This is a genomic window from Synechocystis sp. LKSZ1 (genome assembly GCF_040436315.1).
In the GTDB taxonomy this organism is placed as follows: Bacteria; Cyanobacteriota; Cyanobacteriia; order Cyanobacteriales; family Microcystaceae; genus Synechocystis.
Map to the genome: position 1 here is coordinate 3,479,902 of NZ_AP031572.1, position 26,687 is coordinate 3,506,588.

Below are 26,687 nucleotides of genomic sequence, written 5' to 3' on the forward strand. Positions count from 1 at the left end.
GGATATGGATTAGCACTAGATTTTGTAATGGACGGAGTAATTGACTCTCTACAGATCTTTAACTCCGCTACTGCATGCTTGCTCAATCGCTCATAGGAAAGCTAAAAAAGCCTGAAGTAGATGTCAAATAGAAGTGCAACATTATAAACAAGGCCAAACCTCCAATTGATGCCATTGAGCTTATTTAGTTTGCGCAGTAGTGGCTAACAATTGACTACCAGCACGATAACGCTATAACGACTTATCCATAACCCCCGATGAAACATTCTCCCCATCACCGATGATAGCCTGGGGAAGCAAGCATTTATCCCGCCGATACTGACCCGTTGCACAGTCCTCACGGCCGGACTGGCGCAGGGCCAACAGGATAGATTCAATGTTGACATACGGCAATATGCCGGATATGCTTGATTCATAGGTTTATCTCATTGTATGGGTCTAACGCCATGACGACTCCCCCTCATCCACCAACGCCAGCGCGATTAGAAGCTCGTATCAGCCAAGAAACTAAGGCTCTAGTGCAAAAGGCTGCTGACCTAGAAGGGCGAACCCTTACAGATTTTGTGGTTGCCAGTGTTCAAGCCGCCGCCTACAAAGTTATTGAGCGTCATCAAACGCTAAAACTTAGTTTTGAAGACAGCGAAGCTTTTGTTGATGCGATCCTTAATCCTCCTAAGCCGAATGATGCATTAAAACTGGCTGCTTTACGATACAAGCAAACAATGTCGGTTTAATGGTTTTCAAAATCATCCCTCTTGATAGCCGAAGTCATATCCGTTCCAGCTTTTGCTGTGGAAAAGAGAGTTTAGATACTTACATCCGTAAGCAAGCATCTCAAGATCTCAAAAAACGAGTTTCCACTGTGTTTGTTTTAATTGACGATCCTGAGGTCAATGTTTTGGCTTACTATACCCTATCTTCCTATACTGTTAATATTGCAGCTTTGGAGGAAAATTTTGCTAAGCAATTACCACGTTACCCAGTATTGCCAGCAACATTATTAGGTCGTCTTGCTGTTGATAATGCTCAGAAAGGTAAGCGGTTCGGTGAACTATTATTGATAGATGCCCTTAAAAAGTCTTTAGATGCGGCTATGCAAGTGGCATCTTTAGCTGTAATTGCAGAAGCTTTGGATGAGAGAGCCTTGAGTTTCTATATAAAGTACGGTTTTAAACAATTTAATCAAGAGCCGATGAAGCTGTATTTGCCGATGAAGTCTATTGAAGAACTAATGGTCGGTAGTGCCAAAGAAGCAATGGACTAAAACTATTACCAGGGCTTTATTGAGAACAACAGACCTCACGGTCGGTCAGGGCCAGTCTTCTATCGGCCCAAAGACCGTAGAGCCAATCTACCCAGGGACGGAGCAGGGGCCGAAATGTCCACCAAGACAACCCGGCTCTGGCCCAAGGAGAGGGGCCAAGAGCTAACGCACCCAATGGGGAAAATGGGTATTAATCCGCTTGGACTTCAGTTGAGGCCAAGGTATTACTGCGGTCTAATTTCAAGAGCAAGACCGCTAGGGGCGGCAGGCAGAGGTCGAGGGAGTAGGGCATACCATGGAAAGACCATTCCTCCGTCCATTTGCCACCGAGGTTCCCCAGGTTACTGCCACCGTACTGGCGAGCATCACTATTAAACAGTTCGGTATAAAAACCGGCCTCGGGAACCCCAACGCGATAGTGACTATGGGGCTGGGGGGTGAAATTGCAGATAGCCACGATAAGCTCGCGGGAATCACTACCCCGACGAATAAAGGAAACGACACTGTGGCGATTATCACTGCAATCAATCCATTGGAAGCCTTCTTCTTGGAAGTCGCGGCTGTAGAGGGCTGGCTCTTGGCGATAGAGATGATTGAGGTCAGTAAAGAAACGCTTTAGGTTTTGGTGGGGTTCGTACTGTAACAAGGGCCATTCCAAGTCGCTCCAGACGTTCCACTCACTCCACTGGCCAAACTCCATGCTCATAAACATGGTTTTCTTGCCAGGATGGGCAAACATATAGGTAAACAGGGCCCGCACATTGGCAAACTTTTGCCACTCGTCCCCGGGCATTTTGCCTAACATATTGCTCTTGCCGTGAACCACTTCATCGTGGGAGAGGGCCAGCATGTAGTTTTCGCTGTGGTGGTACCACATACTAAACGTAATATTGTTCTGGTGGAACTGGCGGAACCAGGGGTCCATGCTGAAGTAGTCGAGCATGTCGTGCATCCAGCCCATATTCCACTTCAAGTTAAAGCCCAGGCCCCCGACGTAGGTGGGCCAGGAGACCATGGGCCAAGAGGTAGATTCTTCGGCAATGGACAGGACACCGGGGAAATAGCTAAATAGAACGCTGTTAACCTGGCGGAGGAAGTCGGCGGCCTCTAGGTTTTCCCGACCACCGTACTGGTTTGCTACCCATTCTCCCTCCTTGCGGCAATAGTCCAGGTAGAGCATCGAGGCCACGGCATCCACCCGCATCCCATCAATGTGGTACTTATCAAACCAGAACAGAGCATTGGCCACCAGGAAGTTCCGTACCTCATTACGACCATAGTTGAAAATTAGCGTCCCCCATTCCTTATGTTCTCCCTTGCGGGGGTCTGCGTGTTCGTAGAGGTGGGTGCCATCAAAAAAGGCCAGGCCATGACCATCCTTGGGAAAATGGCCCGGTACCCAGTCAATAATCACCCCCAGCCCATGACGGTGACATTGATCCACAAAATACATAAAGTCTTCCGGGGTTCCGAACCGAGAGGTGGGCGCGTAGTAGCCCGTCACTTGATAGCCCCAGGAACCATCAAAGGGATGCTCGGCAATGGGCAATAGCTCAATGTGGGTGTAGCCCAGTTCCTTGACGTAGGGGATCAGTTTATCCGCCAGTTCGTAGTAGGTCAAAAAGCGGGCTCCCGTATTCCATTCCGAGACCGCCACCGATTCCCCTTCCCCGTGTAATTGCTGGGGTTTCTCCGCCGCTGAGGTGTGTAACCAGGAACCGAGGTGCAGTTCATAGACCGAGATCGGTTTGCTGAGGGGGTCGCTATTGCGGCGCTGTTCGAGCCAGTCTTGGTCATGCCATTCGTACTGATCTAGATCAACCACGATGGAGGCAGTTTTGGGCCGGACTTCTTGATAAAAGCCGTAGGGGTCAGATTTTTCGTAGATATGGCCCTCCCAATTCTTGACTTCGTATTTGTAGCAGGTGCCTACCCCTAGGTCGGGAATGAAGAGTTCCCAAACCATATTGTTGTTCTTACGCATCTGGTGGAGACGGCCATCCCAGTTATTAAAATCTCCCAGAATGGAGACATTGCGAGCATTGGGGGCCCAAACGGCAAAATAGACGCCCTGGATACCATCGACTTCCATCAGGTGAGCGCCGAGTTTTTCGTAGATGCGGTGGTGATTGCCTTCCCCAAAGACATGGAGGTCAAAGTCCGTGAGCTTGGGCGACCGAAAGGCATAGGGGTCATGGATGACGCGCTGGTGTTCCCCTTCCTGGAGTCGGAATTGGTAGTTGGGAAGGGTGGCCCCATCGAGGGTACATTCAAAAAAATGGGGATGGTGAACGGACTGCATCGGATATTCTTGGCGTTCCGTTGGCAGTAGCACCGTGGCCGATTGTGCAGTGGGAAGATAGGCCCGAATAATCCACTGTTTAATCGTTCCGTTGATTGCAATCGGATGGCCCCCTAAAATTTCAAAGGGGTCGTGGTGGAGATTATAGACAATTTGATTAACTTGGTCTGGGGTTATAGTGCTAGTCATTCGGCTAAGAGAATTTCTAAAGAAAAATTTGATGAAAGGATGCCAGGGCGCAACCGGGCCAAAAGTTATATCTACTTTACACAGTTTTTCCGTTTTTCTACCCCGCGTGCTGAACTTCCCAACTCGACCTAGAGGATTACTGTGGGCATGATGAAAGTTTAGACTGTATTAGCCTCGTTTCTCGACTTCTAATGGGTCAGGGGAAACTATTTAAGGGCCAAGTCGATCTTCTAGTCAGCGATTCTGAGGTTTAATAGGCCAGTCCGAAAAGCCCAATTGTTCTAAACACGTTTATTTTGATTGGTTATGGAATGGTTACTTATTGCCCTATCGAGCCTGCTCACGGCCCTGACCCCCCTGGGCTTGGTAGTCGATCAAACCGTGGCGGACAATATTCGCAGTAGGGTGAGTGGGGTAGAGGACTTAGCCGTTCGAGTTGATAACACCCCCAGTTGGCAGTTAATCAAGGGCCAAGTCCAGCGAGTCCGTCTGGCCAGCCGGGGTCTAGAACCGATTCCCTCCCTGCGAATTGAGCGCTTCGACCTGGAAACGGATCCCATTGCCCTGAAGCTCGACCAACTCAATACCCGCAACCTACGGGATTTCCGGGCCAGCCTGGGCAAACCTCTCCAAGGGGCCATCCAAGTCGTAATGACCGAAAAGGATATTAACCAGGCCCTGGCCGACCCCAAATTTAAAACCCAACTCCAGGCCTGGCTGAAAAAAGTATTACCCGCCGAGGCCCCGCCCCTAGAATTAAAGACCGCCACGCTCCAGTTTGGCCAAAACAATACCCTCAGCGTCCAAGTCGAACTCCTCCAGGCCGGTGAAGCTGGTCAGCCGCCGGAATCCTTGGCCATTGCGGTTAATACAGGCTTCCAAGTTGAACAAGGCCATACCCTGAAACTGATCGAGCCCAGCGCCAGTCTCAATGGCCGTAAAATTTCCAACCGCATTGTCAGTAGTGTGGTCGGCAGTTTTAGTGAGCGTCTCAGCCTAAAGTCTCTAGAAAAACAGGGCGTTATTGCTCGACTGTTGACGTTGCAAACCGAGCCGGGCCAGCTATCCCTAGCAGCCTTTCTGCGGCTCAATCCCCTCGGCTCAGACCTCCAACCAGACGCTAAAAACTAAATTAGGAGAATTCATGCACCGATTAGCCGCAACCCCCGGAGGATGGTCCCCGGATCTCGAAGGGGTGATTATCCTAGAGCAAACGCCTGGGGCCCTGGTATTGCTGACGGCGGCGGATACGGATATTCAAAGTGTGGCGGCGGCCCTGCCAGCAACCTTTCCGGCCCTGCGGGCGGCCAACCTGCTGAATTTGCAACAACCCTTGAGTATTGACGACTATGCTGAACGGGTGCTCCGTCAGGCAAAGGTGATTATTCTACGCCTATTGGGGGGCCAGAGTTATTGGCCCTACGGCCTAGAGGTGGTCAGGGCCTTGGCCGAAGAGCAACAAATTGCCCTCCTGGTTTTGCCGGGGGATGACCGGCCCGATCCGGCCCTGTTTAGTCAATCCACAGTTCCCCTGAGGGACGTCCATCAGTTTTGGCAGTACCTTCAGGAAGGCGGGCCAACCAATTGGGAGCAGGGCCTGCAATGGTTAACGAATCAATACCTAGGAACGAACTATCCTTGCTTACCGCCGCAACCTATTCCCAAAGTGGGCCAATATCACCCGTCCCAGGCGGGAGATTTAAGTTATTCCCTGGCGACAGTAGCGATTCTGTTTTATCGCTCCCACTATTTGGCGGGCAATACCCAACCCATTGATGCCCTTTGCCAGGCCCTCCAGGCTCGCAATTTACAGCCCCTGGCCCTATACGTTTCCTCTCTGCGGGAAGCCGATGTCCAAGAAGCTATTCTAGAAATCTTGGCCCTGGAACCCTTGGGCCTGATCCTCAATACCACCAGTTTTTCCCTGGCCCAACTCCAACGGGAGGCGGGAGAGCCGGATTGTATTCCCCTCTGGCAGGCCCTGAATGTGCCAGTTTTTCAGGTTGTTTTCAGCGGCAGTACCCAGGAACAATGGCAAGGGGGCCTGCGGGGCCTCAGTCCCAGGGATCTAGCCATGAATGTTGCTTTGCCGGAGGTAGATGGCCGCATTATTACCCGCGCAATTTCCTTTAAATCGGCCCAAACCTGGCAAGAAAGGTTAGAAACGAATATCGTCCGCTACGAGGCCGAGGCTAGTCGGGTGGAATGGCTGGCAGATTTTGCCTGGCATACGATCCACTGTCAGCAAACGCCGGTTGCTCAGCGTAAAATTGCCCTGATCTTGGCCAATTACCCCAACCGGGATGGTCGTCTGGCTAATGGTGTGGGTCTCGATACCCCTGCCAGTTGCCTCGAAATTTTGCGAGCCTTACAGCAAGCCGGCTATGGGGTCACGGATCTACCGGGCAATGTTGATGACTTGATGGCCCGGCTCACCCGTAGTGTCACCAACGACCCCGATCCTTACCACAGCAAACAGGTAAACCAATCTTTGGCCCGAAGCGATCTCTGGGCCTATTTTCAAAGTCTACCAACGGCGGTGCAAGACCAACTCCAGGCCCGCTGGGCCGAACGGGAGGCCTGGAACAAGTTACCGGACGAGATACCCATTGCTGGGATTCAGTTGGGTAATATTTTTGTCGGTATTCAGCCCTCGCGGGGTTACGACCTAGACCCCAGTTTGAATTACCACGCCCCGGATCTGGAGCCAACCCTAGCCTACCTGGGCTTTTACCATTGGCTCAGAACTCAATTTCAGGCCCAGGCCCTAGTGCATGTCGGCAAACACGGCAATTTAGAATGGTTGCCCGGTAAGAGTGTCGCCCTTGCCGATACCTGCTATCCTGAGCTGGCCCTCGGGCCGCTTCCCCATTTTTATCCCTTTATTGTCAATGACCCTGGTGAAGGCACCCAGGCCAAACGCCGCGCCCAGGCCGTAATTATCGACCACCTCACGCCGCCCCTGACACGAGCCGAACTCTACGGCGATCTACTCAAGCTCGAGGCCCTGATTGATGAATATTACGAGGCCCAGGCCCTGGATCCCAGTCGTTTAGTTACCCTGCGTGACCGCATCCAGGCCCTTTTACAAGAGACTCACCTCGACCGGGACTTAGGCCTGGCGACTAGTTCAGAGTTAACCGACCTGTTAAGCGGGGCCGATAATTATTTGTGTGAACTGAAGGAAGCGCAAATTCGAGATGGCCTGCATATCTTGGGCCAATGTCCCCAGGGCAAAGCGCTGCGGGATTTAATGCTCAGTATCGGCCGGATGCCGGGGGGCCATCGTCTCGGTCTGACCCAGGCCCTAGCGGTAGATTATCAGTTGGACTTTGACCCCGTATTAGATGATTGGGGCCAACCCTTTACCTTCCCCGCCAACGCTCAACAGCTTTTGCAGGACAAAGGGGAGAAAGACCTTCTACAAGCGCTCCAGGCCTGTCGTCATGGTGGAGACGTGGTCGCAGTCCTGGAAACCCAGGCCCAGCAGTTACTGACAACAGGGGAACAACTTTCCTTGCTTGGCCCTCAAACGACCATCAGTTTAGCCTGGTTGACCCAGACGCTCCTACCGCTTCTGCAACAAACCCCCCAGGAAATTACCAATCTTCTGCGGGGCCTGGCAGGAGAATACATTGTCAGCGGGGCTTCTGGCGCTCCGACCCGAGGCCGGCCGGAAGTCTTACCCACTGGCCGTAATTTCTATGGCGTCGATATCCGGGCCATTCCCACGGAAACCGCTTGGGATGTCGGGCGACGGGCCGCCGAGGCCTTAATTGAACGCTACTGCCAGGATCATGGGGACTATCCCAAAACCTTGGCCCTCTCCATTTGGGGCACCTCCACCCTCCGCACCGGGGGCGACGACGTGGCCCAAGTACTGGCCCTGTTAGGGGTACAACCCCGCTGGGATGGCCCTTCTCGCCGGTTGGTGGATTTTGAAATTTTACCCGTGGCGGCCCTGGGACGGCCCCGTGTTGATGTGACGGTGCGGATTTCTGGCTTTTTCCGGGATAGTTTTCCCAATTTAATTCAACTGCTCCATCAGGCCATAACGGCTGTGGCCCAGTTGGAGGAGGCCCCAGAAGATAATCCCTTAGCCTACCAAGCCCGCCAGGAACAGGCCCTGTGGCAAACCCAGGGCCTAGAATCAGACCAAGCCTTAGAACGTGCTACCTACCGCATCTTTGGTTCCAAACCGGGGGCCTACGGGGCCGGCTTGCAGGGCCTGATCGAAGCCCAGAACTGGCAGGATGACCAGGATTTAGCGCGAGCCTATTTGAACTGGAGTTGTTACGCCTACGATGGTCAGGGCCTTGGCCATAGTCAACCGGAGGTCTTTGCCCAACGGCTTAAACAGTTGGAAATTGTTCTCCATAACCAGGACAATCGGGAACATGACCTGTTGGATTCCGATGATTACTACCAATTCCAAGGCGGCCTAACGGTGGCGGTGCGGGCCCTGACAGGTCAGAATCCGGCAGTTTATTTTGGCGACCATGCCATTCCCAGTCGGCCTAAAATCAAGCGTCTGGAGGAAGAGATTGCCAAGGTCTATCGTTCTCGGGTAATTAACCCCAAATGGATTGCCGGGGTGATGCGCCACGGTTACAAAGGAGCATTTGAAATGGCGGCGACGGTGGACTATCTCTTTGCCTACTCCGCTACCACCCAGACCGTTGCGGATTATATGTATCAAGGAGTCGCCGAGGCCTATCTCTTTGACCCGGAAGTTCAGGCCTTTGTCCAGGCCAAAAACCCCTGGGCCCTGCGGGATATGGCGGAACGATTATTAGAAGCCCATCAGCGGGGTCTCTGGTGGGATGTTGAGCCGCAAACCCTAGACCAACTAAGGGCCCTGGCCCACCAGGCCGAAGGGGTTCTCGAAAACCAACCCTTTCCGGCCTAGCCGACGCCGGACAATACCTTCGGCAACAGATCGTAGCGTCGCAAAATAGCCCCCAAGTCTAGGCTGGTTTCCAGCAGACAGGCATGGCCACTGTCGGGTAGCGGATGGATCACGGCCTGGGGGAGGTGTTTTTGTAAAAAGGCGGCCTCCTGGACAGACGGAAGCAAGCGGTCGCCCTCACTGGCCAGGATCAGGGTGGGCTGGGTAATTTGGCTGAGCTGAAATGCTGACAGGGCAAAGGTTTGCAACAGGGCCAGCCGTTGACTCACCATTGCAGGAGAAAGCGTGGCCATGGCCTGACGCAGTCTTTGTTGGTCGTAGGCAGTGAGCCGCTCTAATTGGGCCAGCCAGGGCAGAAAGGCCCAAGTCCCCAGGCTATAAAGTAGATCGGGCAACCATGGGGCTAAAGGAATCCCCCAGCTCAACCAAGGGGCCAACCGAAAGGAGGAGGCAGGATTCACCAAAATCAACTGTTCCACCTGAGAAACGGCTTGACTGGCCAGGGACAAAGCGAGACAGCCGCCAAAGGATTCCCCACAGAGTACCAGGGGCGCTCCTGACTGTTCCTCGTACCAGAGGTCTAACACCTGTTGACTCAGAAGCGGCCAATCCGTGAGCGGGTGAGGGGGTAAGGACAAATAGCGGAGATTAAAGCAGGTACTCAGAGAAGCGGCCTGGCGATAAAACAGTTGGCCTGTACCGTCCAAACCCGGCAGGTAGAGAAGGAAGGGGAAATGGGGCCGGTCGGGAAAGGGTTGCAGGAGTTTCATCAACGGGAGCGGGGATAACAATGGTAAATAAACAAGGCCCCGTCGCGCTTCAGCCGTAGTTTTTCGGCCTGGACTAGGCTCAGGTTTTCCTTGTCGGGGAAGGGGGCCACCTGGGCTGGGCAATCGTAGCGCAAATCCAAGTTAACCACGGGTCGCTGGTCTTGGCATTGGTCGTAGAGACGTTTTTGGCCCAGGGCTAGATAGGCCGTGTTGCCGTTCAGAACCAACGTCCATTGTTCGTTGCGGTAGGCTGTCTCCATCGCCTCGGGTTGTAATCGAAGACGTTGCGGGGGCTGCCCCCGGATGAATAGTTCCACCGCATTGGCCTGAAAGCGGGCACTAAAGGTTTTACCCTGATAGCAGTAGTAAACCCGCGACTGTTCCACGGGCGGTGGGACTTGTTGGGCTAAGGCCGGGGAGCTAAAAACCAGTAGAAGCAGGAAAAGTACCATCAAAAGGGGGCGCTGTCTAACCAATACGCCAACAGGGCCTAGGCCTATGCTAAAGCGGTTTTAGCGCAATTGGAGGACTGGTATTCGGCTATTTCAGGGCATCCTTCAGGGCCACTCGGGCGGCTAGATGATTGCGGGTCGAGAGTAGGATTTCCGCTTCCCGTTGCAGACGCTGGGCCGTATCTTGCAGTTCTAGCAGGCTCTGCTGTTCACTGGCCACACCGTAGAGATTACCAGCTACCCAGTAGGAGAGTTCGACGGGTAAAACAGGCAAATCATCGGGCAGTTCTAGGGGTTGGTCGGTTAGCTTAGCCGAGAGACGTACCACATCTTGTAAAAGGCGGTCAACTTCTTTTGCCAGCAGGTGGAGATCTTGGCCGGTATAGGTATCATCAATCCATTCCACCAGGCCGACTCGATAGGGCTTTTCCCGGACGTATTCTAGGACGCGAAAGCGTTGTTGGCCAAGGGTTAGGATCTTCATGCGGTCATCCGGCAAACGTTGACAACGTACCACCTCCGCACAACAACCCACATTGGCAATCTGACCGGAACTCGGGTCGATCATCAATACGCCAAAACGACGGTCATCTTCCAAAATGGTATTCATCATCATGCGATAACGAAACTCGAAAATATGGAGAGGGAGGGGCCGCCCTGGAAAAAGCACCACTTCAGGCAGGGGAAAGAGGGGGAGTTCCCGAATCGCAAGGGAAGAAGCCATTGTGTATCGTTATATTAAGCGTTTTTTTAAACTATAGCGAAGTTCTGGAGCCGATGGGGGCCCGCCTAACGTCCCGTTAGTTTGACGACCCAAATCCCGCCAAAGTAGAGGATCAGCACGGCCCCAGCCAGCAGCGATTGAGTTAAAGGATCCGTCGAGGGGGTTAAGACCGCGCCCAAAATCACGGCCCCCAGCACGATGTAGCGCCAATTTCGGAGCATCATCTGGGAATTAGTAATACCGAGATAGCCCAAAATGATTTGAATGACGGGAATCTGAAAGGCCAGGCCGGTGCAGAACATCAGCAGTAGGACAAACTCAAAATAGCGCTCGATCGACCAGAGTTGTTCCACCACATCGGCTCCATAGCTAATGAAAAAGCGCAGGGCCGCTGGAATCAGGGCATAGTAGGCAAACAATAGACCCGCAAAGAAAAGGACACTGGAACCGAGGACGACGGGGGCCAGCAATCGCCGCTCCCGACGGGTTAGTCCCGGTAAAACGAACTGGATAATTTGGTAGAGAATGAAGGGACTCGCTACGAGAATACCGCTGTATCCTGCCACCTTGAGGGAAGTAAAGAAAAACTCCCCTGGGGCCAACTGGAGAAACTTGACCCCTTGAGCCGGCACCTCCAGCCACTGGACTAAGGGCTTCACTTCTACAAAGCAAAGGACAACCCCCACTACAATGACCCCGAGGGAATAAAAAATCCGTCGGCGTAATTCCTCTAGATGATCGAAGAAGGACATTTCCACTTCATCGGGAAGTTCATCGAGAAAAGCTTGGGAATCGGGGGTGGCGGTGGAATCTAGCTCGGTGGGCGGCATTCTGGCTCAATCTTTCGGTCTCAAAATCTAGACCCCACGATAACATAAACTCGAAGACAGCCTATCCCGAGGGGATGGGAAAGGAGTTGGGGTGAGTCAAGAACGTGCCTACTGGTTTGCTTGGTCGCAATTAAACGGCGTTGGCCCGGTCTTGCTCAAGCGCATTTATCAACATTTTGAAACCCTAGAAAATGCGTGGAAGGCAACACCTCGAGCCCTAGGAGAAGTCCAGGGCCTAGGGGCCAAGTTAATCCAGGGTATTGTTGAGCAACGGGGAGCCATCGATCCAGAGTCGGCCCTGGCGGCCCATACACAAAAAAATCCCCGTTTTTGGACACCGGCCGATCCTGAGTATCCCCAACTACTCTGGGAAATCCCCAGCCCACCGCCTCTGCTCTACTACCAGGGCCAGGTGAACACCTTAGAAAATCAGGGCCAAGTTCCGGGCATTGGCATTGTCGGCACCCGTTACCCTACGGAGCATGGCCAACGCTGGACGCACAATCTGAGTCGCACCTTAGCCCAGCATGGCTTTACGATTATTTCTGGCCTGGCGGCGGGCATTGATGGCATTGCTCATCAGAGTTGTCTCGCGGCCCAGGGCCGCACCATTGCCGTGTTGGGGACGGGCTTGGATCTGGTCTATCCACCCCAGCATCGTCAACTGTTTGAGCAGATCGTGGCTGAGGGCCTGGTGGTAACGGAATATCCCGTGGGGACGAAACCGGACCGGGGTAACTTTCCGGCCCGGAACCGAATTATTGCCGGCTTAAGTCGCGCGGTGTTGGTGCTAGAGGCCCCGGAAAAATCGGGTTCTCTGATTACGGCCCGCTACGCCAGCGACTTTAATCGCGATGTCTATACCCTGCCCAATTCCCCGGAAGTTGAGGAAGCGAGGGGTTGTCTGAAGCTGATCCACAACGGCGCTGAAGTGATTTTCTCGGAGCAGGAATTACTGGCCAGCTTGGGGGCCATTCCGGCTCTGGATCAACCCCAGCAGTTGACCCTATTACCCACCTCGGAGATGTCTCCTCCCGATTTAGAACCAGCCCTGGCCCAACTCTTGCAGGCGGTTCCGCAGCAACCGGCCCTCTTTGATGTCATTGTGGCCCAGGCCGGCCAGAGTGCTGGCGACGTTTCCGGGGGGCTCTTGCAGTTGGAACTTCTAGGCTTGGTGACTCAATTGCCGGGGATGCGCTACCAACGCCGCTAGGAGTTGACCAATTTTCCCCTTTGGCCCAGGTCACCAGGGTCTGGGTCAATCCCTCTAGGGTATATTCCTGGGCTTCTAGGTCAACCCGCCCCAATAGCTCTCGACAACGCTGGGAGGTTTGCGGGCCAATGGAGGCCAGGCAGACGGGGGCCAGGTAATCGGCGAGGCGTTGGTTGTCCCCATCCAGGGCCTGGAGTAAAAGCGTATGGAAATTTTGCACCGTTTTGGCGCTGGCAAAGGTCACGACATCGACTTGGCCCTGCTGGAGGGCTTCTAGAATGGTCGGGGCCAGGCTTTCTGGGCAAGCAGATTGATAGGCCGGCACCTCTACCACCGTTCCCCCTTGCTGCGTGAGGGCCTGGACAAGCACTTCGCGGCCGCCACTTTCCACTCGCGGGAAAAGAAACCGCTGGTCGGCAATCGGTTCAGGAAAATGGCTCACCAGGTCATCGGCAATAAATTGGGGGGGAATAAAGTCCGGGCGGAGGCCGTAGGCTTTTAGGGCCTGGGCCGTTTTTTGGCCCACGACGGCAATTTTCAGGCCCTGGAGAGCGCGGCTATCTTGACCATGATCTTCCAGGCGTTGGAAAAAGAAGTTGACCCCATTGGCAGAGGTCAGAATCAACCAGTCAAAGGTCGTCAAATGAGCCAAGGCTTGGTCTAGGCCCTGCCAACTGGAAGGGGGTTGGATCACGAGGGCCGGCAATTCTAAAACCTGAGCCCCTTGGGCTTGTAAAAGCTGGCTAAATTGGCTTGATTGTTCCGCAGAGCGCGTGACGACAATAGTTTTATTTGATAAAGGGCGTTGGGGGGGCATGAAACGCTGGTTGACCACTGGGCCAAGGACAATGACAGCGGGGGATAGAGACTGGCCACGGGTCTTTTCCACCATATCCGCTAAGGTTCCCCACCAGGTTTGCTGGCTGGGACGACCACCGTGGCGAATGATCACCATTGGGTCTTCGGGAGAACGCCCCGACTGAAGTAGATGGGTCACAAGGGGGGCAAGGGTCTGGCCGCCCATCAGGATCACGAGGGTATCGATCCCGGCCAGGGCCGACCAATCCAAGCTTGCAGGGTCATGGCCCGTCAGAACCGCAAAACTACGACTGAGGTTCTTCTCGGTGAGGGGAATCCCCGCTAGGCCCGGAACCGCTAGGGCCGAGGAGAGGCCCGGAATCACCTGAAAAGGACAATCGGCCTCGCTAAGGGCCTGAATTTCCGCATTGGCCCGGCCAAATACCAGGGGGTCACCACTTTTGAGGCGTACCACCCGCTTACCTTGCTGACAGTGATGAATTAGAAGTTGGTTGATGCGGGCCTGGGGCGTACTGGGTCGGCCGCCTCGTTTTCCCACCCAGATCTGTTCACAATCGGGCGGTAGGTATTGGAGCAAACTCGGTTCCACCAGGTCATCGTAGACGAGTACCTCGGCCTGCTCTAGGCAGTGGAGGGCCTGTAGGGTCAAATAATCTAGGGGGCCAATTCCTGCACCGACAAGATAGACACAACCGGACGGGATAGTTTGCTGATCCATAAACAACCTCGAGGGGGTTCCTCATTCTGACGGATGCGATGGCCTGGCATCAAGCACCTGTGGATAACGACGGATTTTCCTGCAACGTCTTGGGAATTTCCATATTAATGGTCAATTTAACGACACAGAGTTGTTTATCCTTTTCCGGAACCGAGGGATTGTGGTTGAGGTAATCCTCTAGCCACTGACAACCCCGGTCTAGGAGTTGGTCTAGGTTATCAACAGGCCAGAGGCGTGCCGTGCCATCGGTGGAAGCGGTGACGACCCAACGACCATCGGGACTAAATTCCGCACTCCTCACCCAACCACTGTGGCCGCGAAAGATAGCCAATTCTCGTCCTAGGAGATCCCACAGACGAGCCGTGCCATCCGTAGAGGCCGTCACAATGATCTGTCCATCCGGGCTAAATTGGGCCGTATTGACAAAGGCTTGATGGCCATAGAGAGCCACCAACTCCTGGCCCTGGCGATTCCAAATCCGGGCGGTGCGGTCAGCGGAAGCGGTGACAATGTTTTGGCCATCGGGGCTAAATTGCGCTTGGTAAACAATATTTTGATGGCCCGTCAGCACGGCGATTTCCTGGCCCGCCAAGTCCCATAATCGAGCAGTATGGTCGGCGGAAGCCGTGAGCAAGTAATGGCCCTGGGGATCAAATTGAATGGTATGAACGGCCCCTCGGTGTCCCCGACAGACGGCTAATTCTTTGCCAACAATGTCCCACAGCGTGGCGCTTTTATCGGCAGAAGCGGTCGTAATAAACTGGCCATCGGGGCTAAATTCCGCGCTAAATAATGCTTGCCCCTGTTGTCGTAATACCGTCAAACACTGGCCTGTCGTGTTCCAAAGGCGGGCGGTGCCGTCCTTGGACGCCGTCAGCACAAACTGGCTATCTGGGCTGAAGCGGACACTTAAAACCGCATCCTGATGGCCGCGGAGGGTCGCTAATCGCTTGCCGGCAGAGTTCCACAGTTGAGTATTTTTATCAGCGGAGGCGGTGGCAATAAAATGGCCATCGGGACTAAATTGGCCCTCTCGAATCCAGTCATGGTGACTTTCAAGGGTTGCTAAACAGCGACCTTGATCACTCCAGAGACGGGCAGTATGGTCACGGGATACCGTTAAAATTCGATCCCCTTGGCTATTGAAGTGAGCATTGCGAACCCAATTGCTGTGGCCCTTGAGAACCGTAGCGCTTTTTTCCGACAGATCCCAAACGCGGGCGGAATGATCGGCGGAAATAGTGAAAAGACGACGACTATCCTGGCTGAATTGGGCTTCATAGACTTCTTTTTGGTGGCCCCGCATCACAGCTAGTAGTTGACCGGAACGTTGCCAGAGCCGAACAGTGCCGTCGTTGGCGAGGGTGACAATCGATTGGCCATCGGGGCTAAAACTGGCATCATAGACCGCTTGCTGTTGGGCCGAGAGAATTGCCACTGTCTTACCTTCTTGGTTCCACAGGCGAGCTGTACCATCACTAGAGGCCGTTAGCACCAGTTCCCCGTCGGGACTCCACTGGGCATTGCGCACCCAATTGTAGTGGCCCTTCAGAATGGCCAGACAATGGCCAGACAAATCCCAAATCCGGGCGGTGGTATCCGTCGAAGCGGTGAGAATCCGCTGGCCATCCGGACTAAACTGGGCATTGCGTACCCAATTTTGATGGCCCCTAAAGACTTGTAATTCCTGGCCCTGCAAATCCCAGAGCCGTGCCGTACCATCCCGAGAGGCGGAGAGAATCTGTTGGCCATCGGCGCTAAATTCTGCGTTTCTCACCCAGTGTTGGTGGCCCTGACATTGGGCCTGTTCTTCTCCTGCAAAATTCCACAGCCGCACGGTGCCATCCCGGCTACTGGTGAGCAGTAGCGCAGCAACCGGGCTAAACCGGACGCTGCGCACGGCTTTTTGATGCCCTTGCAAGGTGGTCTGGAGTTGGCCCTGCCGGTTCCACAGACGAGCCGTGTGGTCGCTAGAGCCACTGAGGAGATAATCCCCCTGGGGACTCCAGTGGAGGCTAGTAATATCCCCCTGATGGCCCCGCAGGACATGGTACAGTTCCCCCGTTGTGGCCCAGATCCGCACAACGCCTTCGGTGCTTCCCGTGGCGAGGGTATGGCCCTCGGGATGCAAACAGAGGGAAGATACGGCCACCGGATGTTCTAAACGATTCCGCTCATGGATTTGTCCCAAAATTTGTTGCAATGCCAGTAGCGGCCCGAGACTGGGGTAGTGACTCACCCCCGGCTCCGCAGGGAGGAGGGAACGCAGTTCTTGGCCCAGACTTAAGGCGGCTAACAGGGCCTCAATGGGCTGAAATTCCGCTTGTCGGAGGATAATCTGGGACTGACGTTCGAGGCGTAGGCCCACTAAGAGTTTCTGATAGGCCTGCTCAGTGTGGGTCAACTGACGACGTAGGCGTTGAATGCCATCAATGGCCTCGGAGCCCTCAGGAAAATACAAGGGCCAGTCCGGTTCCGGAGTCGCGGGACTGGTGAGGGATTCGGGGGGCTCAGGGGAGGGGAGTTGGGCCAGTACCTGGGTCAGCAATGGGGTACTGAGCCGGTAATAGGTGGTATCTCCCAGGGGAACAGCCACCACTAACCGTAATTGTTCAAGGCACTGGAGCATCAGGTGGCCCTGGGAAGACTCTGGAGCCAGGAGTTCCGTAGCCGTTCGCAGGCTCGGTAACGGCGAAGATTCTGCTAAGCGCTGTAATATTTCCTTGGCCAGGGTTTGGAGGGCCATGGGCAGGGGAGTCAGTAGACGCTCAATACGATACCAATACAGTTTGTCTCTCCCCAGGGCCTGGTAAGCTTCCAGACTCGTGATCTGCCGTTCTTCCAGCTCACTGCCGAGGCGTTGCCAATCGAGGGGCACAATGCACTGATGGCTATCACTCAAATCCTCAAGGACTTGGGCCTGGAGGTCAGCATCCCAGCCCAGATCCGCTTTAACTTGCTGGAGATAGGCTTGAAAGTAGGACTTGGGAATCGGTGGAAAACGAAGATGTTGAAAGGCCGGGAGGGGAATCCCGGTGCCCAGACGGTCAATCACCGTTGTCAGGGCCAGCGGGGGTAGGGCAATGAGAATCTTTAGACTTTTTTGGGCCAACCCCCGGCAAAGAAAAGAAACCAATGATGGGGGGCAGGCCTCTGGGTCGCCATCCAGCAGGAGAACCGTAGACTCCAGAGAGGCTAGACTTTGGTTCAAGGTTTCGACCTGAAAGTGTTCTAAAAGCTTGCTCTCCCACTCAGGATCTATTGGCAAGAGCAAGGGGCATTGGTGGGAGTAGTGTTCCTGGAGTTCTGGGAACAAATGGCAGGTCAGCCAAGAGCTTTTACCCATCCCGACTTCCCCAGACAGTAGAAGCAAGGGCGTATCCGTTGCCAGCCAATCCGCCAGGGATAGGGCCGGGAATAGGGGGAGGGGGGGAGGGAGCTCCGGTTGGGAGTCGGCGAGGGGAACACCGAGGGGATGACGTTTCATCCGGGCCAACGGCTCTGGCCCTAGTGGATAGCTACCGATAAAGGCCCGCTTGCCAATCTGGTATTCCAGGGCCTGGTATTCCTGGTCAATGGCAAGAACCTGTTGCCACTGCTGAGCTTGGTAGTAGCATTCCCGCAGTTCGATTAAAATGCCTGAAAAGAAATGGGGATTATCTTCTAGACAAGCCAATTGCTTAGCCAATTCCAGACTTTCCTGGGCCGCTTCCAGTTGCTCTTCTCCCAGAAGACAGCGCCCCGCCAGATAATGGAGCCAACTCTGCCAAACTGGGGTAATGCTAGGTTCCGGGGGTAAACTTTCCCAGGCCCGCTGGAGAGATTCCTTCGCTTCCGTAAAGCGCCACTGTTCAATTAAGGCTTCCGTTAACAGGCCATAGGCCATCGCCGTTTGCAGGGCCAGTTGGGAACGAGACCAGGGACAGTCCCCGTGCTTCGGTTCGGCCCCTGTGATCAGGGGAGAGAGTTGATAAAAAAAGACTAAAAAATGTTCTGCACACTGTTGGAGATATTGCCAACTTTCCAGACCCCGTAGAATTGTTGCCAGTAGGATTAAGGTATCGTTGCGACAATCCCGCCAATCTCGCTCTTGGAGAGCCGCCATGGCGATAGAAACCGCCTCTTGGGTCGCTTGCCAGAGAAAATGTCCCCGGTCTTTTTCCGACCAGGCCTGGAGCAGGTAGACGTAGGCCAAGCGGAGGCTCACCCAGGTGACTTCAGCCCGGTCTTCCAGTTGCTGAAAACAGACCAGGCTTTGGTGGTAATAGTAAACCGCACTGGGCAGACTGGGATCTAATCCTCCCCACTGCTGTATTTTTTCATAGTACAGGCCCTGGAGCAAACTGAAATGGGCCTGCTGGGCCGGGGTGAGTTCCGCCAGCGGTACCATTGTCCCCTGGAGTTGATAAATCCTATCAGCGAGCTCGTCATCCCAATGGCAGTGGGGCCGCCAATAATCAGCAATGGCTGCCGCCAGGGCCTGGTCTAGACTCTCTCCCCCGAGGCAACTATCCACCCAGGAACTGGTTCCCCCCAAAAAAGAGAGTAGGCCCCGAAATTCCGCTTCAATGCCAGGGGTTAGACCGATCACCCAGTGAAACGCCTGCTCAGGATAGGTTTTTTCTTTGGCTTGGGCTATTCGCGCCAAGGCTTCCTGGGGTTGAGCACAGTCTTCTAGGCCGACGAGTAACAACACCCGAGGGGGAGCCTCCAGGGTCAGCGCCAACCCGCCATCGGTTTCCGTTCCCTGACTCAGATCAAGCATCTGAGCCTCTTGAGTCAACATCCCCTGAAATTCCGTCAGAATAGCCCGAGGGCGGGGAGTCCGCACAAAATAGGCATGGTCTAGGGCCGGTGATTCCTGGAGACGAGTTTGCAGGGTTGCCCATTCTTGCTGGGGCTGGGGCCAACGTAACAAAAAGGTGAGGAGGGGGGTCATGCCATTGCTCCCATCGAAAAACAATCATCCAGCATGGGATAGACCAAATCACTTCTAGCCTAGCGGCAAGTTGCTCCATCTAGGATAATTCTTTCGGCCCAACGCAGTTTAGCAGAGCGAGAACGAGGATTGCGGGCCTGTTCCGCTTCATCGGACATCACGGGCTTTTTGGTCAGTACCTTGAGCAGGGGAGATTCCCGAAAGCGGTGTTTTACCAGCCGGTCTTCAAGGCTATGAAAGCTGATAATACCAAGGCGGCCAGCCGGCTTTAGCCATTGGGGGGCCAGGGCCAGAAAACGTTCCAAGGAGCCTAATTCATCGTTGACTACAATCCGCAGAGCCTGAAAAACCCGTGTCGCCGGATGAATGCGGCCGTAGCGGTACTGACCCGGAACAGAACGGGCAATGGTTTCGGCCAGTTCGGTGGTGGTTGTGAAGGGCCGCTGTTGGGCGATCTGACGGGCAATGCGCCGCGATAGGCGTTCTTCACCGTACTCGAAGAAAATACGGACGAGATCGGCTTCCGACCAATGGTTAATGATCTCCGCCGCTGTCAAGGTCTGGCTCTGATCCATCCGCATATCTAAGGGAGCCATTTGCCGAAAACTAAAGCCCCGCTCCGCCTGGTCGAGTTGGGGTGAGCTTACCCCCAGATCAGCAATAATACCGTCAAAAAATTGATCTTGACCTGGAAAATCTGCAAAATTCCCCTGCCAAAAACTAAGGTGATTAGCCGGAAAAGCAGACAAGCGCCGCTGAGCCGCGGTGATTGCCTGAGCATCCCGGTCAATAAGGGTCAAATGAATCGTCGGGTCAGTGCAGAGGAGTTGATAGCTATGCCCCCCCCCGCCGGCCGTTGCATCGAGGTAATAACCACTGGGTCGGAGAGCTAGACCTTGCTGAATAGCCTCACTTAAGACCGACAAATGAACAAAGTCAGCGGAGTGAGCAGGGTCAGAGACGGAAGCATCCATAGAAAATAGCACCGGAGGAGCAGGGGTAAGCCGACAAGAGATGACCCAGAGAGAGTCCCCTCCAGGAACTTATGGCGCGGAAAGTGCTTCAAACAGGGGAGAGAACCTTATCGGGATTTCGATATCATACTCATTCAGAGCGACTAAACGCGCATGATCATTAGCTCCCGTTCTATTACCGACTTGAACAAAGTTCTGAGTCGATTTTTTATTGCTAATTCTCTCGCTCTCCTCGGACTCCTTGGTGGGGTTATTCCCGACTGGAGTGGGCGCTTTCCCGTGCCAGTGACCTTTAGCCAGTTAGCCTATAGCCAAGAATTTAGCCCAACCCAAATTAATCGCTATGCTAAGGCTGTATTGGACATTGAAGCAGAACGCAAGGTAGCCTACCGCAAAATCCAAGACTTGATCGGTCGGGTGCCCCCTAACATCGTTTGTAACCAAAAAGAGAGTATTCGGCAACTCCCCAAGGAAGCCCAAAGTATTGCCGTCAATTTTTGCAATCGTTCCAAAAAAATTGCCCAGGCCAGTGGTTTGTCCCCCACCGAATTCAACACCATTACCGATGCGGCTCGTAAAAATGCCCCCCTGAAAAAACGGATTCAACAGGCGATCGTTAAAATTCGTCAGCCCTAGGGGGAAAGGCGTCCGTATGCTGATTTTTTGCCCACGGTTAATCCCCCCGCTTTTCTTGGCCTATCGCGCAGCACCATTGTGCAATCGGGCAATTACCTCCAAGCCGATGCCAGCGAAATTTTCCAAATTTTGGCCAAGCCCGAACCCATCTTAACCGTTACCGTGAACGATGCTGTAGCACTGCTGAGGGTCGCCTGCCATCTCGGTAATCCTCACGTGCCGGTAGAAATTTGTGCCGAATACCTGCAACTGTCCCCCGACTCGGTGCTAGCCGATCTGCTCCGACAGTTTGCGATTCTTGTCACCGATCGTCGCGTTCCCTTCTATCCAGAATCGGGGGCTTATAAGCCTCACTGATTAAAATTATTGTTAAGTTTAAAGGATATTATTTAGTATAGTGCATCACATTCCCGTACACTGGCTAGAATCGCCTCCGGCTAATCGACGTCGTAATCACCTCAAACTCAAACCATTATCCAAATATGAGCAATATAAATGAATTACTAGAAGAAACCCTCAACCTAGACGGCGCATTGCTCGCCGCTTTAGGTGACTGGAAAACGGGAATGTGCTTGGCGTCAGTTGGTACCGATAATCCCCGCTTTCCGCTCAAAAATGCTGAACTAGCAGTGGCCGGTAACACGCAGGTTATCCGCACAAAATTGAAGGTAGCTGCGTCCTTGGGGATGAAAGAAAAAATTGATGATATTTTAATTACCCTCGAAACGCAGTATCACTTAATGAGCATCACTCACTCCTTCGAGGGTCTCTTTTTCTATCTTGCCCTCGATCGGGATAAGGGAAATCTGGCCCTGGCCCGCATGAAGCTGAGAACCCTTGAACCCAAATTGGTGATCTAAAGCCCTAAGTTGTTACCGATCGTCGGCGATCGGAATCGCAACAAGACTAGCCGCAACGGTGAGGGTAGAAAGGTAGCGAGCATCTCAATACCTGTCGTACTGCGGCAAACCTCCGGCATTTTTCTTGGTTTCGGCTCCCCTTATCCGAAAAGGGATTGTAAACTGGATTTGACGCCCTGCTCCACAATTTTTAGACGGCGTTCGATACCATTTCAGGTTTAGTGCCCCCATCGCCCGGTAAAAGACGCGCTGCAAAATTCCCTTCGACTGATGGGCCGCCCCCAGCCCCGATCTTAGGAGAACGTCAAGGGATTCGCTACAATGTCTCATATAAATCGTGTAAGATAATGCCTCAATCGACTCCAAACCAGCGAAGTCGATCGCAACTTAACCTGAGAAAAGTAGTTTTAAACGACTAGCTTTTTGACCATCTGCCCGAGCAGTGAATGCCAAAACACAATGACCATTGATAACATCCGCCTAAGAAACGAGTTCATTAACACCCAAGTCATTACCCGCAACACCGGTAAGAAACTAGGCGTTGTCAAAGATGTGTTAGTCGATATTGACCAGCGCGAAATTGTGGCTCTCGGCCTACGGGATAATGCCCTCTCCCTGTCTGGTATGCCCCAATACATGTACCTGAACCGTATCTGTCAAACGGGGGATGTGGTGTTGGTGGAAGATGAAGATATTTTTGAAGCTGTTGATATTGATGCCTATACGCCCCTGATCAACAGCGAAGTGATTACCGAAACCGGGGAACCCCTGGGGCGCGTCCGCGATTTTCAATTTAATCTTGAAAGCGGCAAAGTTTCCTCGATTATTATTGCCTCCCTGGGTATTCCTCAAATTCCTGAACAACTAATCAGCACCTACGAGTTATCCATGGAAGAGGTGGTCAGCAGTGGCCCGAATCGCCTGATTGTCTTTGAAGGTGCCGAAGAACGCCTCAGTCAATTAAGCGTGGGTCTCCTAGAGCGATTGGGCATTGGCCGCCCCTCTTGGGAACAGGCACAAGAGGATATGTACTATCCCCCCACTACCCGCCCCGAAAATCAATTGGGGAGCGGTATTCCGCTACAAACCCCTGTCCAGGTACGCCAGCCCGAACCCGTCGTAGAAGAACGCTGGCACGAAGATGATTGGCAAGAAACCCGTCCAGTGCCGCCTCTGCGCCGCCAGGCCGAAGTCAATCGTTACCCTGAACCCGACTACGAAACTGACAACTGGGGAGAAGCCGAGCTAGAGGCCCCTAGTCCAGCCCCCAGCTACGAGTATCAGTACGAAGAAGAGGACTACGCCGGGGATATGTGGGACGATAGCGAACCCGAACCCTACAATCCCCCCCGCGTCAATATTCCTGAAAAACGCCGGGAAAAAATGCCGGAATACTACGAAGATTAGCCGCGGTATTGAGTTGTCTAAAGGACACAATGGGCCAGGCCTCGGTAGGAGAGGCCGTGGGGACTAACCTCAAAACGACAGGGGAGTATCTGTAAACCCTGGGCCTGCCCTTGCTGTAATAATTCAGCGTAGCGGGGGTCGTAGGCCTGGCCCGGAGCAAATTCCGTACAATCACCTCGATTAATGAAGTAAAGCATGACCGCTTTGGCCTGGGGCATCACGCCCATCAAGTCGAGGAGATGCTTTTGCCCACGGGTGGTCACTGTATCGGGAAAAAGGGCCAGGGAGCCTTCAGCCAGGGTGGTGTTTTTAACTTCAACGTAGATGGCAGGTTGGTCAGGGTGGCTCAGGAGAAAATCAATACGGCTTTTTTGGTCTTGGCCGTAGGCCACTTCCGGGCGGATGGCCTCGTAGCAGTCAGCAAGTTCGGGAAAAATCTGTTCTTCCAGGGCCTGTTTAATCACCCGATTCGGCAGACTGGTATTAACGCCGACCCAGGTTTCTCCTATTTGAATCATTTCCCAGGTATAGGCCAGCTTGCGTTTAGGACTCGGATGATAGGAAACCTGCACCGGTGCTCCGACCTGGCAGACACCGGTCATCGGCCCGGTATTGGGGCAGTGGGCCGTGATTATTTCCCCTGAATTTAGTTGGATATCAGCAAAAAAGCGTTTATACCGCTTGAGCAATGTTCCCGACTGGAGGGGCGGATAGGCATAGAAAAAATCCGTGGCCATGGCACCTAGGCCTCTAGCAGGGGATTCAAGGCTGAGCGGAGAGGGGTTTCCGCCAATGGTGTCTCGGCTTGGGCTAACCAATACCGATAATCCTCCAGAAGCTGGCCCAGGAGACGGTGTTTGATGCGGCCGAGGACTCCCTTGAGTAGGCTATTAGCCGTCATTTCCAGCAGGGGGGCCGGGGTTAACCAGAGGGGGGGGGGTAGATCCACACTCACCCGCAGGTCGGCTTTACCCTGGAGTAGGGTTTGGCCCTGGTGCTGGTAGGGGGCCAACCGACCTTTGAGATCCAACGAAAAGCGGTGGTTAATGTAGTCAATACCGCGAATTTCACAGCTCTCGGATTCGAGGTAGACGGTACCCGTCGCCGTTGACCAGACCTTCAACACCACGGTTGGTTGAAAATGGTACAAGTCCATGAAGTTGAGGGGGCGCATGGTCAGACGAAAGTGATTCTCGGAAAGCACGGCCGTTCGCTTCGGGTCAGCAATGGCCTGCACCAGACGCTGGGGTTGACGAAGATAGTGTTGTAGGGAAGCCAAGGGCTCCGTCAGGGTCAGACTGAGAGACTCCGTTGCGCTAAAGCAAACATTCATGGATTCGTCAAGGATAAAAGGCGTTGTTCTTAATTTTAGTTTACATTTCTTAAACTGTTGAGCCAGATTATACGGTTTTATTGACCTGGCTAGGGGCCTTTCGGTCAGTTCCCTTACAAAACTTAGCCATTTTGATGATATTTCTTTACGGATAAGCTGGTCAGAGCCGATAGCTTTGATGGAGAATAGGTTGTGAATCCTGAGGAATGCGACCCATGTCCCTTGTCATTGCCCACCTTGGCCCCAGGGGAACCAACACGGAAACTGTAGCCCTGGCCTACGCCGATTGGCTCCAGCAGACGCAAGGCCAGACTGCCCAATTGTTGCCCTATCCCAGCATTGGCCAAACCCTCCACAGTGCCGCCGACCCGTCTATTGATGTGGCCATTGTGCCAGTGGAAAATTCGACAGAGGGCAGTATTGGCGTCACCCTCGATACCCTCTGGGAACGGGGGAATTTACAAATTCAGCAGGAACTAGTGCTCCCAATTATCCACGTTCTCCTGTCCCACGGAAGGGCCCTTGAAGGACTGGCAAAGGTTTATTCCCATCCCCAGGCCCTGGGACAATGCCAGAAGTGGTTGGCCCAACACCTCCCCCAGGCCGAGTTGATCGCCACCAATTCCACCTCCGAAGCGGTACAGCTGATCCAGCAAGACCCGACGGCCGCGGCCATTGCTGCTCCCCGAGCCGCCCAACTGTTTGAGGTTCCAGTCCTGCGGGCCGGGATTAATGACTATGCCGATAATTGCACTCGTTTTTGGGTCGTGGGGCGACAACCCAGTCACCACGGCAGTCATACGGCCCTAGCCTTTACGGTTCCCACCAATGTGCCCGGAGCCTTGGTGCATCCCCTCCAGGCCCTGGCCAAGCGTCAGATTAATCTCTGTCGCATTGAATCCCGGCCCACTAAGCGTTCCCTGGGCGAATACCTGTTTTTTATGGATCTTGAAGCCAGTCAGACCGATGAGCATTTGCAGGCTGCCTTGGCAGAATTAGAACAGTACACGGAAATTTTGAAACTTTTCGGTAGTTACCGTGTCCAGCACCTAGACCCGATCCAAGGGACGCTGGCGGGGCAGACAAACGGATAAATGGGCACCACCGGTATCGGGGTCGTTGCTTGCCGTAATCTGGCCCCCGTGGGCGATGATAATTTCCTTGGCAATGGCCAGGCCCAGACCACTCCCCTGGCGGCCTGCCCGGTACTGAGTGCGGGAACGGGAGGGCTCCCCCTGGAACAATCGCTCAAAAATGTGGGGCAAATTATCGGGATGAAATCCTTCCCCCTGATCAACAATATCAACCTGGAGGACAAATTCTTCTAAGGCCCTGGCCTGCACCGAAATCTTGCTTCCTGGTGGACTATGTTTGATGCAGTTGTCTAATAAATTCATAAACACTTGAATCAATCGGTCATGGTCGGCTTCGCAGGGTAGTTGGTCGGGGCCATCATAGGCAATGTGAACTTGTTTTTCCGCGGCCAGGGGAGATAGTCGTTGCCAACTGGAAATGAGAATATCGTGGAGATCCACTACTTGATAGTCTAAACATTGTTTCGGGTTCTCCCCAAGCCGGGCTAAACTGAGCCAATCATCCACAAGGGTGCGTAGCCGCTCTGTTTCCTCCAGCATTTGCTTTAACCAGTCTTGTTCCGGTGGCTGGAGCCGGTGATGGAGGGCCTCGGCGACCAGGGAGATGGCCGTTAAGGGAGTGCGGAGTTCGTGGGTTAAGTCGGAAAAAATTCGGTCTTGTTGACGCTGAATTTCGGCCAGGGGCTGTAGATTTTCCAAGAAGACGGCGACTTTTTGTTGGGGGAGGGGATAGCTATGACCTTTAAGGAGCAAGGATTCTGAAGATAGCTTGGTTTTTGTTTCTTGAAAGGAGATGGGCGACGGAAAAAAAAGCCATTCCTGGACGTGGGGTTGTTGGGTATGACGGGTATGTTGAATTAATTGATCCAACTCGTAGGAACGAACTAGTTCCAGGAGCAAGCGGATTTGCGGAGGTCGCCAACGGTCAATCTGGAGTAGGGCCTGGGCGACGGTATTGCACCATAGCAGATGATCCTCGGCATCCACGTATAAAAATCCGATGGGGGCCTGGTCGAGAAGTTGTTGCCAAGCCTGGGATTCCGCTTGATAGATCTGGCACTGTTGCTGGAGGTAGCTCAACTCTCGACGAACGAGGGAGGTAAGGGACAAGGACTTGGCCACTTCAGCGGTATCTTGCAAACTGGTCAATAGGGGCTGGAGGCGGCGTTTTAGTTGATGACGTTCCCAAGCACCAATCGCCAGGCCCAGTAAGCCACCTAGGAGCAAAAATAGAACATTCACCGTGACTTTCAT

Annotated in this window: 23 protein-coding genes; 10 read left to right on the plus strand and 13 right to left on the minus strand. The window is 53.7% G+C overall.

Annotated features, from left to right (window positions below):
• Positions 1–231: 231 nt before the first annotated feature.
• Positions 232–393 carry a hypothetical protein gene (locus ABXS88_RS15815; protein WP_353673006.1) on the minus strand — a complete coding sequence of 54 codons (162 nt, stop codon included), beginning with the start codon at positions 391–393 and terminating at the stop codon, positions 232–234.
• A 53-nt stretch (positions 394–446) separates the two neighbouring features.
• Between ABXS88_RS15815 and ABXS88_RS15820 the strand changes: the two genes are divergently transcribed.
• Together ABXS88_RS15820 and ABXS88_RS15825 are read left to right on the plus strand one after the other, a co-directional pair.
• On the plus strand, positions 447–734 hold the full coding sequence (locus ABXS88_RS15820; RefSeq protein WP_353673007.1) for a DUF1778 domain-containing protein: 288 nt from the start codon (positions 447–449) through the stop codon (positions 732–734).
• On the plus strand, positions 734–1,264 hold the full coding sequence (locus ABXS88_RS15825) for a GNAT family N-acetyltransferase (protein WP_353673008.1): 531 nt from the start codon (positions 734–736) through the stop codon (positions 1,262–1,264). The genes ABXS88_RS15820 and ABXS88_RS15825 overlap by 1 nt, the downstream gene beginning before the upstream one ends.
• A gap of 16 nt (positions 1,265–1,280) precedes the next feature.
• Here ABXS88_RS15825 and ABXS88_RS15830 read toward each other — a convergent pair whose 3' ends face one another.
• Together ABXS88_RS15830 and glgB are read right to left on the minus strand one after the other, a co-directional pair.
• On the minus strand, positions 1,281–1,439 hold the full coding sequence (locus tag ABXS88_RS15830) for a hypothetical protein (RefSeq protein WP_353673009.1): 159 nt from the start codon (positions 1,437–1,439) through the stop codon (positions 1,281–1,283).
• A 15-nt stretch (positions 1,440–1,454) separates the two neighbouring features.
• Entirely contained in the window at positions 1,455–3,755 is a 2,301-nt protein-coding gene (gene glgB / locus ABXS88_RS15835) for a 1,4-alpha-glucan branching enzyme (protein ID WP_353673010.1), read from the minus strand.
• Between the two features lie 306 nt (positions 3,756–4,061).
• On the opposite strand from glgB, the gene ABXS88_RS15840 reads away from it, so the two are divergent.
• Together ABXS88_RS15840 and cobN are read left to right on the plus strand one after the other, a co-directional pair.
• Positions 4,062–4,886: a DUF2993 domain-containing protein gene (locus ABXS88_RS15840; RefSeq protein ID WP_353673011.1), complete on the plus strand. Its 825-nt coding sequence runs from the start codon at positions 4,062–4,064 to the stop codon at positions 4,884–4,886.
• A 13-nt stretch (positions 4,887–4,899) separates the two neighbouring features.
• Positions 4,900–8,664, plus strand: coding sequence for a cobaltochelatase subunit CobN (cobN, locus tag ABXS88_RS15845; protein WP_353673012.1), 3,765 nt, complete (start codon positions 4,900–4,902; stop codon positions 8,662–8,664).
• Here cobN and ABXS88_RS15850 read toward each other — a convergent pair.
• The 4 genes from ABXS88_RS15850 to tatC all read right to left on the minus strand — a co-directional run bounded on the left by ABXS88_RS15850 (position 8,661) and on the right by tatC (position 11,440).
• Complete coding sequence (locus ABXS88_RS15850; protein ID WP_353674834.1) at positions 8,661–9,434, minus strand: alpha/beta hydrolase; 774 nt, start codon at positions 9,432–9,434, stop codon at positions 8,661–8,663. The two genes, cobN and ABXS88_RS15850, sit on opposite strands and share 4 nt — an antisense overlap.
• Positions 9,434–9,910 carry a hypothetical protein gene (locus tag ABXS88_RS15855; protein ID WP_353673013.1) on the minus strand — a complete coding sequence of 159 codons (477 nt, stop codon included), beginning with the start codon at positions 9,908–9,910 and terminating at the stop codon, positions 9,434–9,436. Before ABXS88_RS15855 ends, ABXS88_RS15850 begins: the two co-directional genes overlap by 1 nt.
• A gap of 64 nt (positions 9,911–9,974) precedes the next feature.
• The gene (locus ABXS88_RS15860) at positions 9,975–10,610 is read right to left on the minus strand and encodes an LON peptidase substrate-binding domain-containing protein (protein WP_353673014.1); all 636 of its coding nucleotides are present in this window, start codon (positions 10,608–10,610) and stop codon (positions 9,975–9,977) included.
• 65 nt (positions 10,611–10,675) lie between these two features.
• Entirely contained in the window at positions 10,676–11,440 is a 765-nt protein-coding gene (gene tatC, locus ABXS88_RS15865) for a twin-arginine translocase subunit TatC (protein ID WP_353673015.1), read from the minus strand.
• 91 nt (positions 11,441–11,531) lie between these two features.
• Between tatC and dprA the strand changes: the two genes are divergently transcribed.
• Complete coding sequence (gene dprA / locus ABXS88_RS15870) at positions 11,532–12,653, plus strand: DNA-processing protein DprA (RefSeq protein ID WP_353673016.1); 1,122 nt, start codon at positions 11,532–11,534, stop codon at positions 12,651–12,653.
• On the opposite strand, the gene cobA is transcribed toward dprA, so the two are convergent.
• From cobA to rsmH, 3 genes are read right to left on the minus strand one after another with little or no spacing between them, the layout of a single operon-like run.
• Complete coding sequence (cobA, locus tag ABXS88_RS15875) at positions 12,541–14,190, minus strand: uroporphyrinogen-III C-methyltransferase (protein ID WP_353673017.1); 1,650 nt, start codon at positions 14,188–14,190, stop codon at positions 12,541–12,543. The two genes, dprA and cobA, sit on opposite strands and share 113 nt — an antisense overlap.
• A gap of 49 nt (positions 14,191–14,239) precedes the next feature.
• The gene (locus ABXS88_RS15880) at positions 14,240–19,129 is read right to left on the minus strand and encodes a hypothetical protein (protein ID WP_353673018.1); all 4,890 of its coding nucleotides are present in this window, start codon (positions 19,127–19,129) and stop codon (positions 14,240–14,242) included.
• Between the two features lie 59 nt (positions 19,130–19,188).
• Entirely contained in the window at positions 19,189–20,103 is a 915-nt protein-coding gene (rsmH, locus tag ABXS88_RS15885; protein ID WP_353673019.1) for a 16S rRNA (cytosine(1402)-N(4))-methyltransferase RsmH, read from the minus strand.
• 153 nt (positions 20,104–20,256) lie between these two features.
• On the opposite strand from rsmH, the gene ABXS88_RS15890 reads away from it, so the two are divergent.
• From ABXS88_RS15890 to ABXS88_RS15905, 4 genes are all read left to right on the plus strand, one after another.
• Complete coding sequence (locus tag ABXS88_RS15890; protein ID WP_353673020.1) at positions 20,257–20,739, plus strand: DUF4168 domain-containing protein; 483 nt, start codon at positions 20,257–20,259, stop codon at positions 20,737–20,739.
• A 27-nt stretch (positions 20,740–20,766) separates the two neighbouring features.
• On the plus strand, positions 20,767–21,096 hold the full coding sequence (locus tag ABXS88_RS15895; protein WP_353673021.1) for an urease accessory protein UreE: 330 nt from the start codon (positions 20,767–20,769) through the stop codon (positions 21,094–21,096).
• 125 nt (positions 21,097–21,221) lie between these two features.
• Positions 21,222–21,599, plus strand: coding sequence for a hypothetical protein (locus tag ABXS88_RS15900; RefSeq protein ID WP_353673022.1), 378 nt, complete (start codon positions 21,222–21,224; stop codon positions 21,597–21,599).
• 459 nt (positions 21,600–22,058) lie between these two features.
• Positions 22,059–23,006, plus strand: a complete 948-nt coding sequence (locus ABXS88_RS15905; protein WP_353673023.1) for a PRC-barrel domain-containing protein — start codon at positions 22,059–22,061, stop codon at positions 23,004–23,006.
• A 17-nt stretch (positions 23,007–23,023) separates the two neighbouring features.
• Here the strand turns inward: ABXS88_RS15905 and sfsA are convergent, their stop codons facing one another.
• The gene (sfsA, locus tag ABXS88_RS15910; RefSeq protein ID WP_353673024.1) at positions 23,024–23,743 is read right to left on the minus strand and encodes a DNA/RNA nuclease SfsA; all 720 of its coding nucleotides are present in this window, start codon (positions 23,741–23,743) and stop codon (positions 23,024–23,026) included.
• A 5-nt stretch (positions 23,744–23,748) separates the two neighbouring features.
• A complete protein-coding gene (locus ABXS88_RS15915; RefSeq protein WP_353673025.1) occupies positions 23,749–24,339 on the minus strand; it encodes a DUF1997 domain-containing protein in 591 nt (196 codons plus the stop codon).
• A 206-nt stretch (positions 24,340–24,545) separates the two neighbouring features.
• Between ABXS88_RS15915 and pheA the strand changes: the two genes are divergently transcribed.
• Positions 24,546–25,433, plus strand: coding sequence for a prephenate dehydratase (gene pheA, locus ABXS88_RS15920; protein ID WP_353673026.1), 888 nt, complete (start codon positions 24,546–24,548; stop codon positions 25,431–25,433).
• On the opposite strand, the gene ABXS88_RS15925 is transcribed toward pheA, so the two are convergent.
• The gene (locus tag ABXS88_RS15925) at positions 25,389–26,687 is read right to left on the minus strand and encodes a PAS domain-containing sensor histidine kinase (RefSeq protein ID WP_353673027.1); all 1,299 of its coding nucleotides are present in this window, start codon (positions 26,685–26,687) and stop codon (positions 25,389–25,391) included. The genes pheA and ABXS88_RS15925 overlap by 45 nt on opposite strands.

Excerpts from the sequence above, each read along its gene's own strand:
- pheA (WP_353673026.1), top strand. The coding sequence starts at position 24,546 with ATGCGACCCATGTCCCTTGTCATTGCCCACCTTGGCCCCAGGGGAACC.
- ABXS88_RS15915 (WP_353673025.1), bottom strand. The coding sequence starts at position 24,339 with ATGAATGTTTGCTTTAGCGCAACGGAGTCTCTCAGTCTGACCCTGACG.
- ABXS88_RS15820 (WP_353673007.1), top strand. The coding sequence starts at position 447 with ATGACGACTCCCCCTCATCCACCAACGCCAGCGCGATTAGAAGCTCGT.
- rsmH (WP_353673019.1), bottom strand. The coding sequence starts at position 20,103 with ATGGATGCTTCCGTCTCTGACCCTGCTCACTCCGCTGACTTTGTTCAT.
- ABXS88_RS15840 (WP_353673011.1), top strand. The coding sequence starts at position 4,062 with ATGGAATGGTTACTTATTGCCCTATCGAGCCTGCTCACGGCCCTGACC.
- ABXS88_RS15900 (WP_353673022.1), top strand. The coding sequence starts at position 21,222 with ATGAGCAATATAAATGAATTACTAGAAGAAACCCTCAACCTAGACGGC.
- cobN (WP_353673012.1), top strand. The coding sequence starts at position 4,900 with ATGCACCGATTAGCCGCAACCCCCGGAGGATGGTCCCCGGATCTCGAA.
- ABXS88_RS15925 (WP_353673027.1), bottom strand. The coding sequence starts at position 26,687 with ATGAAAGTCACGGTGAATGTTCTATTTTTGCTCCTAGGTGGCTTACTG.
- ABXS88_RS15850 (WP_353674834.1), bottom strand. The coding sequence starts at position 9,434 with ATGAAACTCCTGCAACCCTTTCCCGACCGGCCCCATTTCCCCTTCCTT.
- ABXS88_RS15825 (WP_353673008.1), top strand. The coding sequence starts at position 734 with ATGGTTTTCAAAATCATCCCTCTTGATAGCCGAAGTCATATCCGTTCC.
- cobA (WP_353673017.1), bottom strand. The coding sequence starts at position 14,190 with ATGGATCAGCAAACTATCCCGTCCGGTTGTGTCTATCTTGTCGGTGCA.
- ABXS88_RS15890 (WP_353673020.1), top strand. The coding sequence starts at position 20,257 with ATGATCATTAGCTCCCGTTCTATTACCGACTTGAACAAAGTTCTGAGT.
- ABXS88_RS15880 (WP_353673018.1), bottom strand. The coding sequence starts at position 19,129 with ATGACCCCCCTCCTCACCTTTTTGTTACGTTGGCCCCAGCCCCAGCAA.
- tatC (WP_353673015.1), bottom strand. The coding sequence starts at position 11,440 with ATGCCGCCCACCGAGCTAGATTCCACCGCCACCCCCGATTCCCAAGCT.
- ABXS88_RS15905 (WP_353673023.1), top strand. The coding sequence starts at position 22,059 with ATGACCATTGATAACATCCGCCTAAGAAACGAGTTCATTAACACCCAA.
- sfsA (WP_353673024.1), bottom strand. The coding sequence starts at position 23,743 with ATGGCCACGGATTTTTTCTATGCCTATCCGCCCCTCCAGTCGGGAACA.
- ABXS88_RS15860 (WP_353673014.1), bottom strand. The coding sequence starts at position 10,610 with ATGGCTTCTTCCCTTGCGATTCGGGAACTCCCCCTCTTTCCCCTGCCT.
- glgB (WP_353673010.1), bottom strand. The coding sequence starts at position 3,755 with ATGACTAGCACTATAACCCCAGACCAAGTTAATCAAATTGTCTATAAT.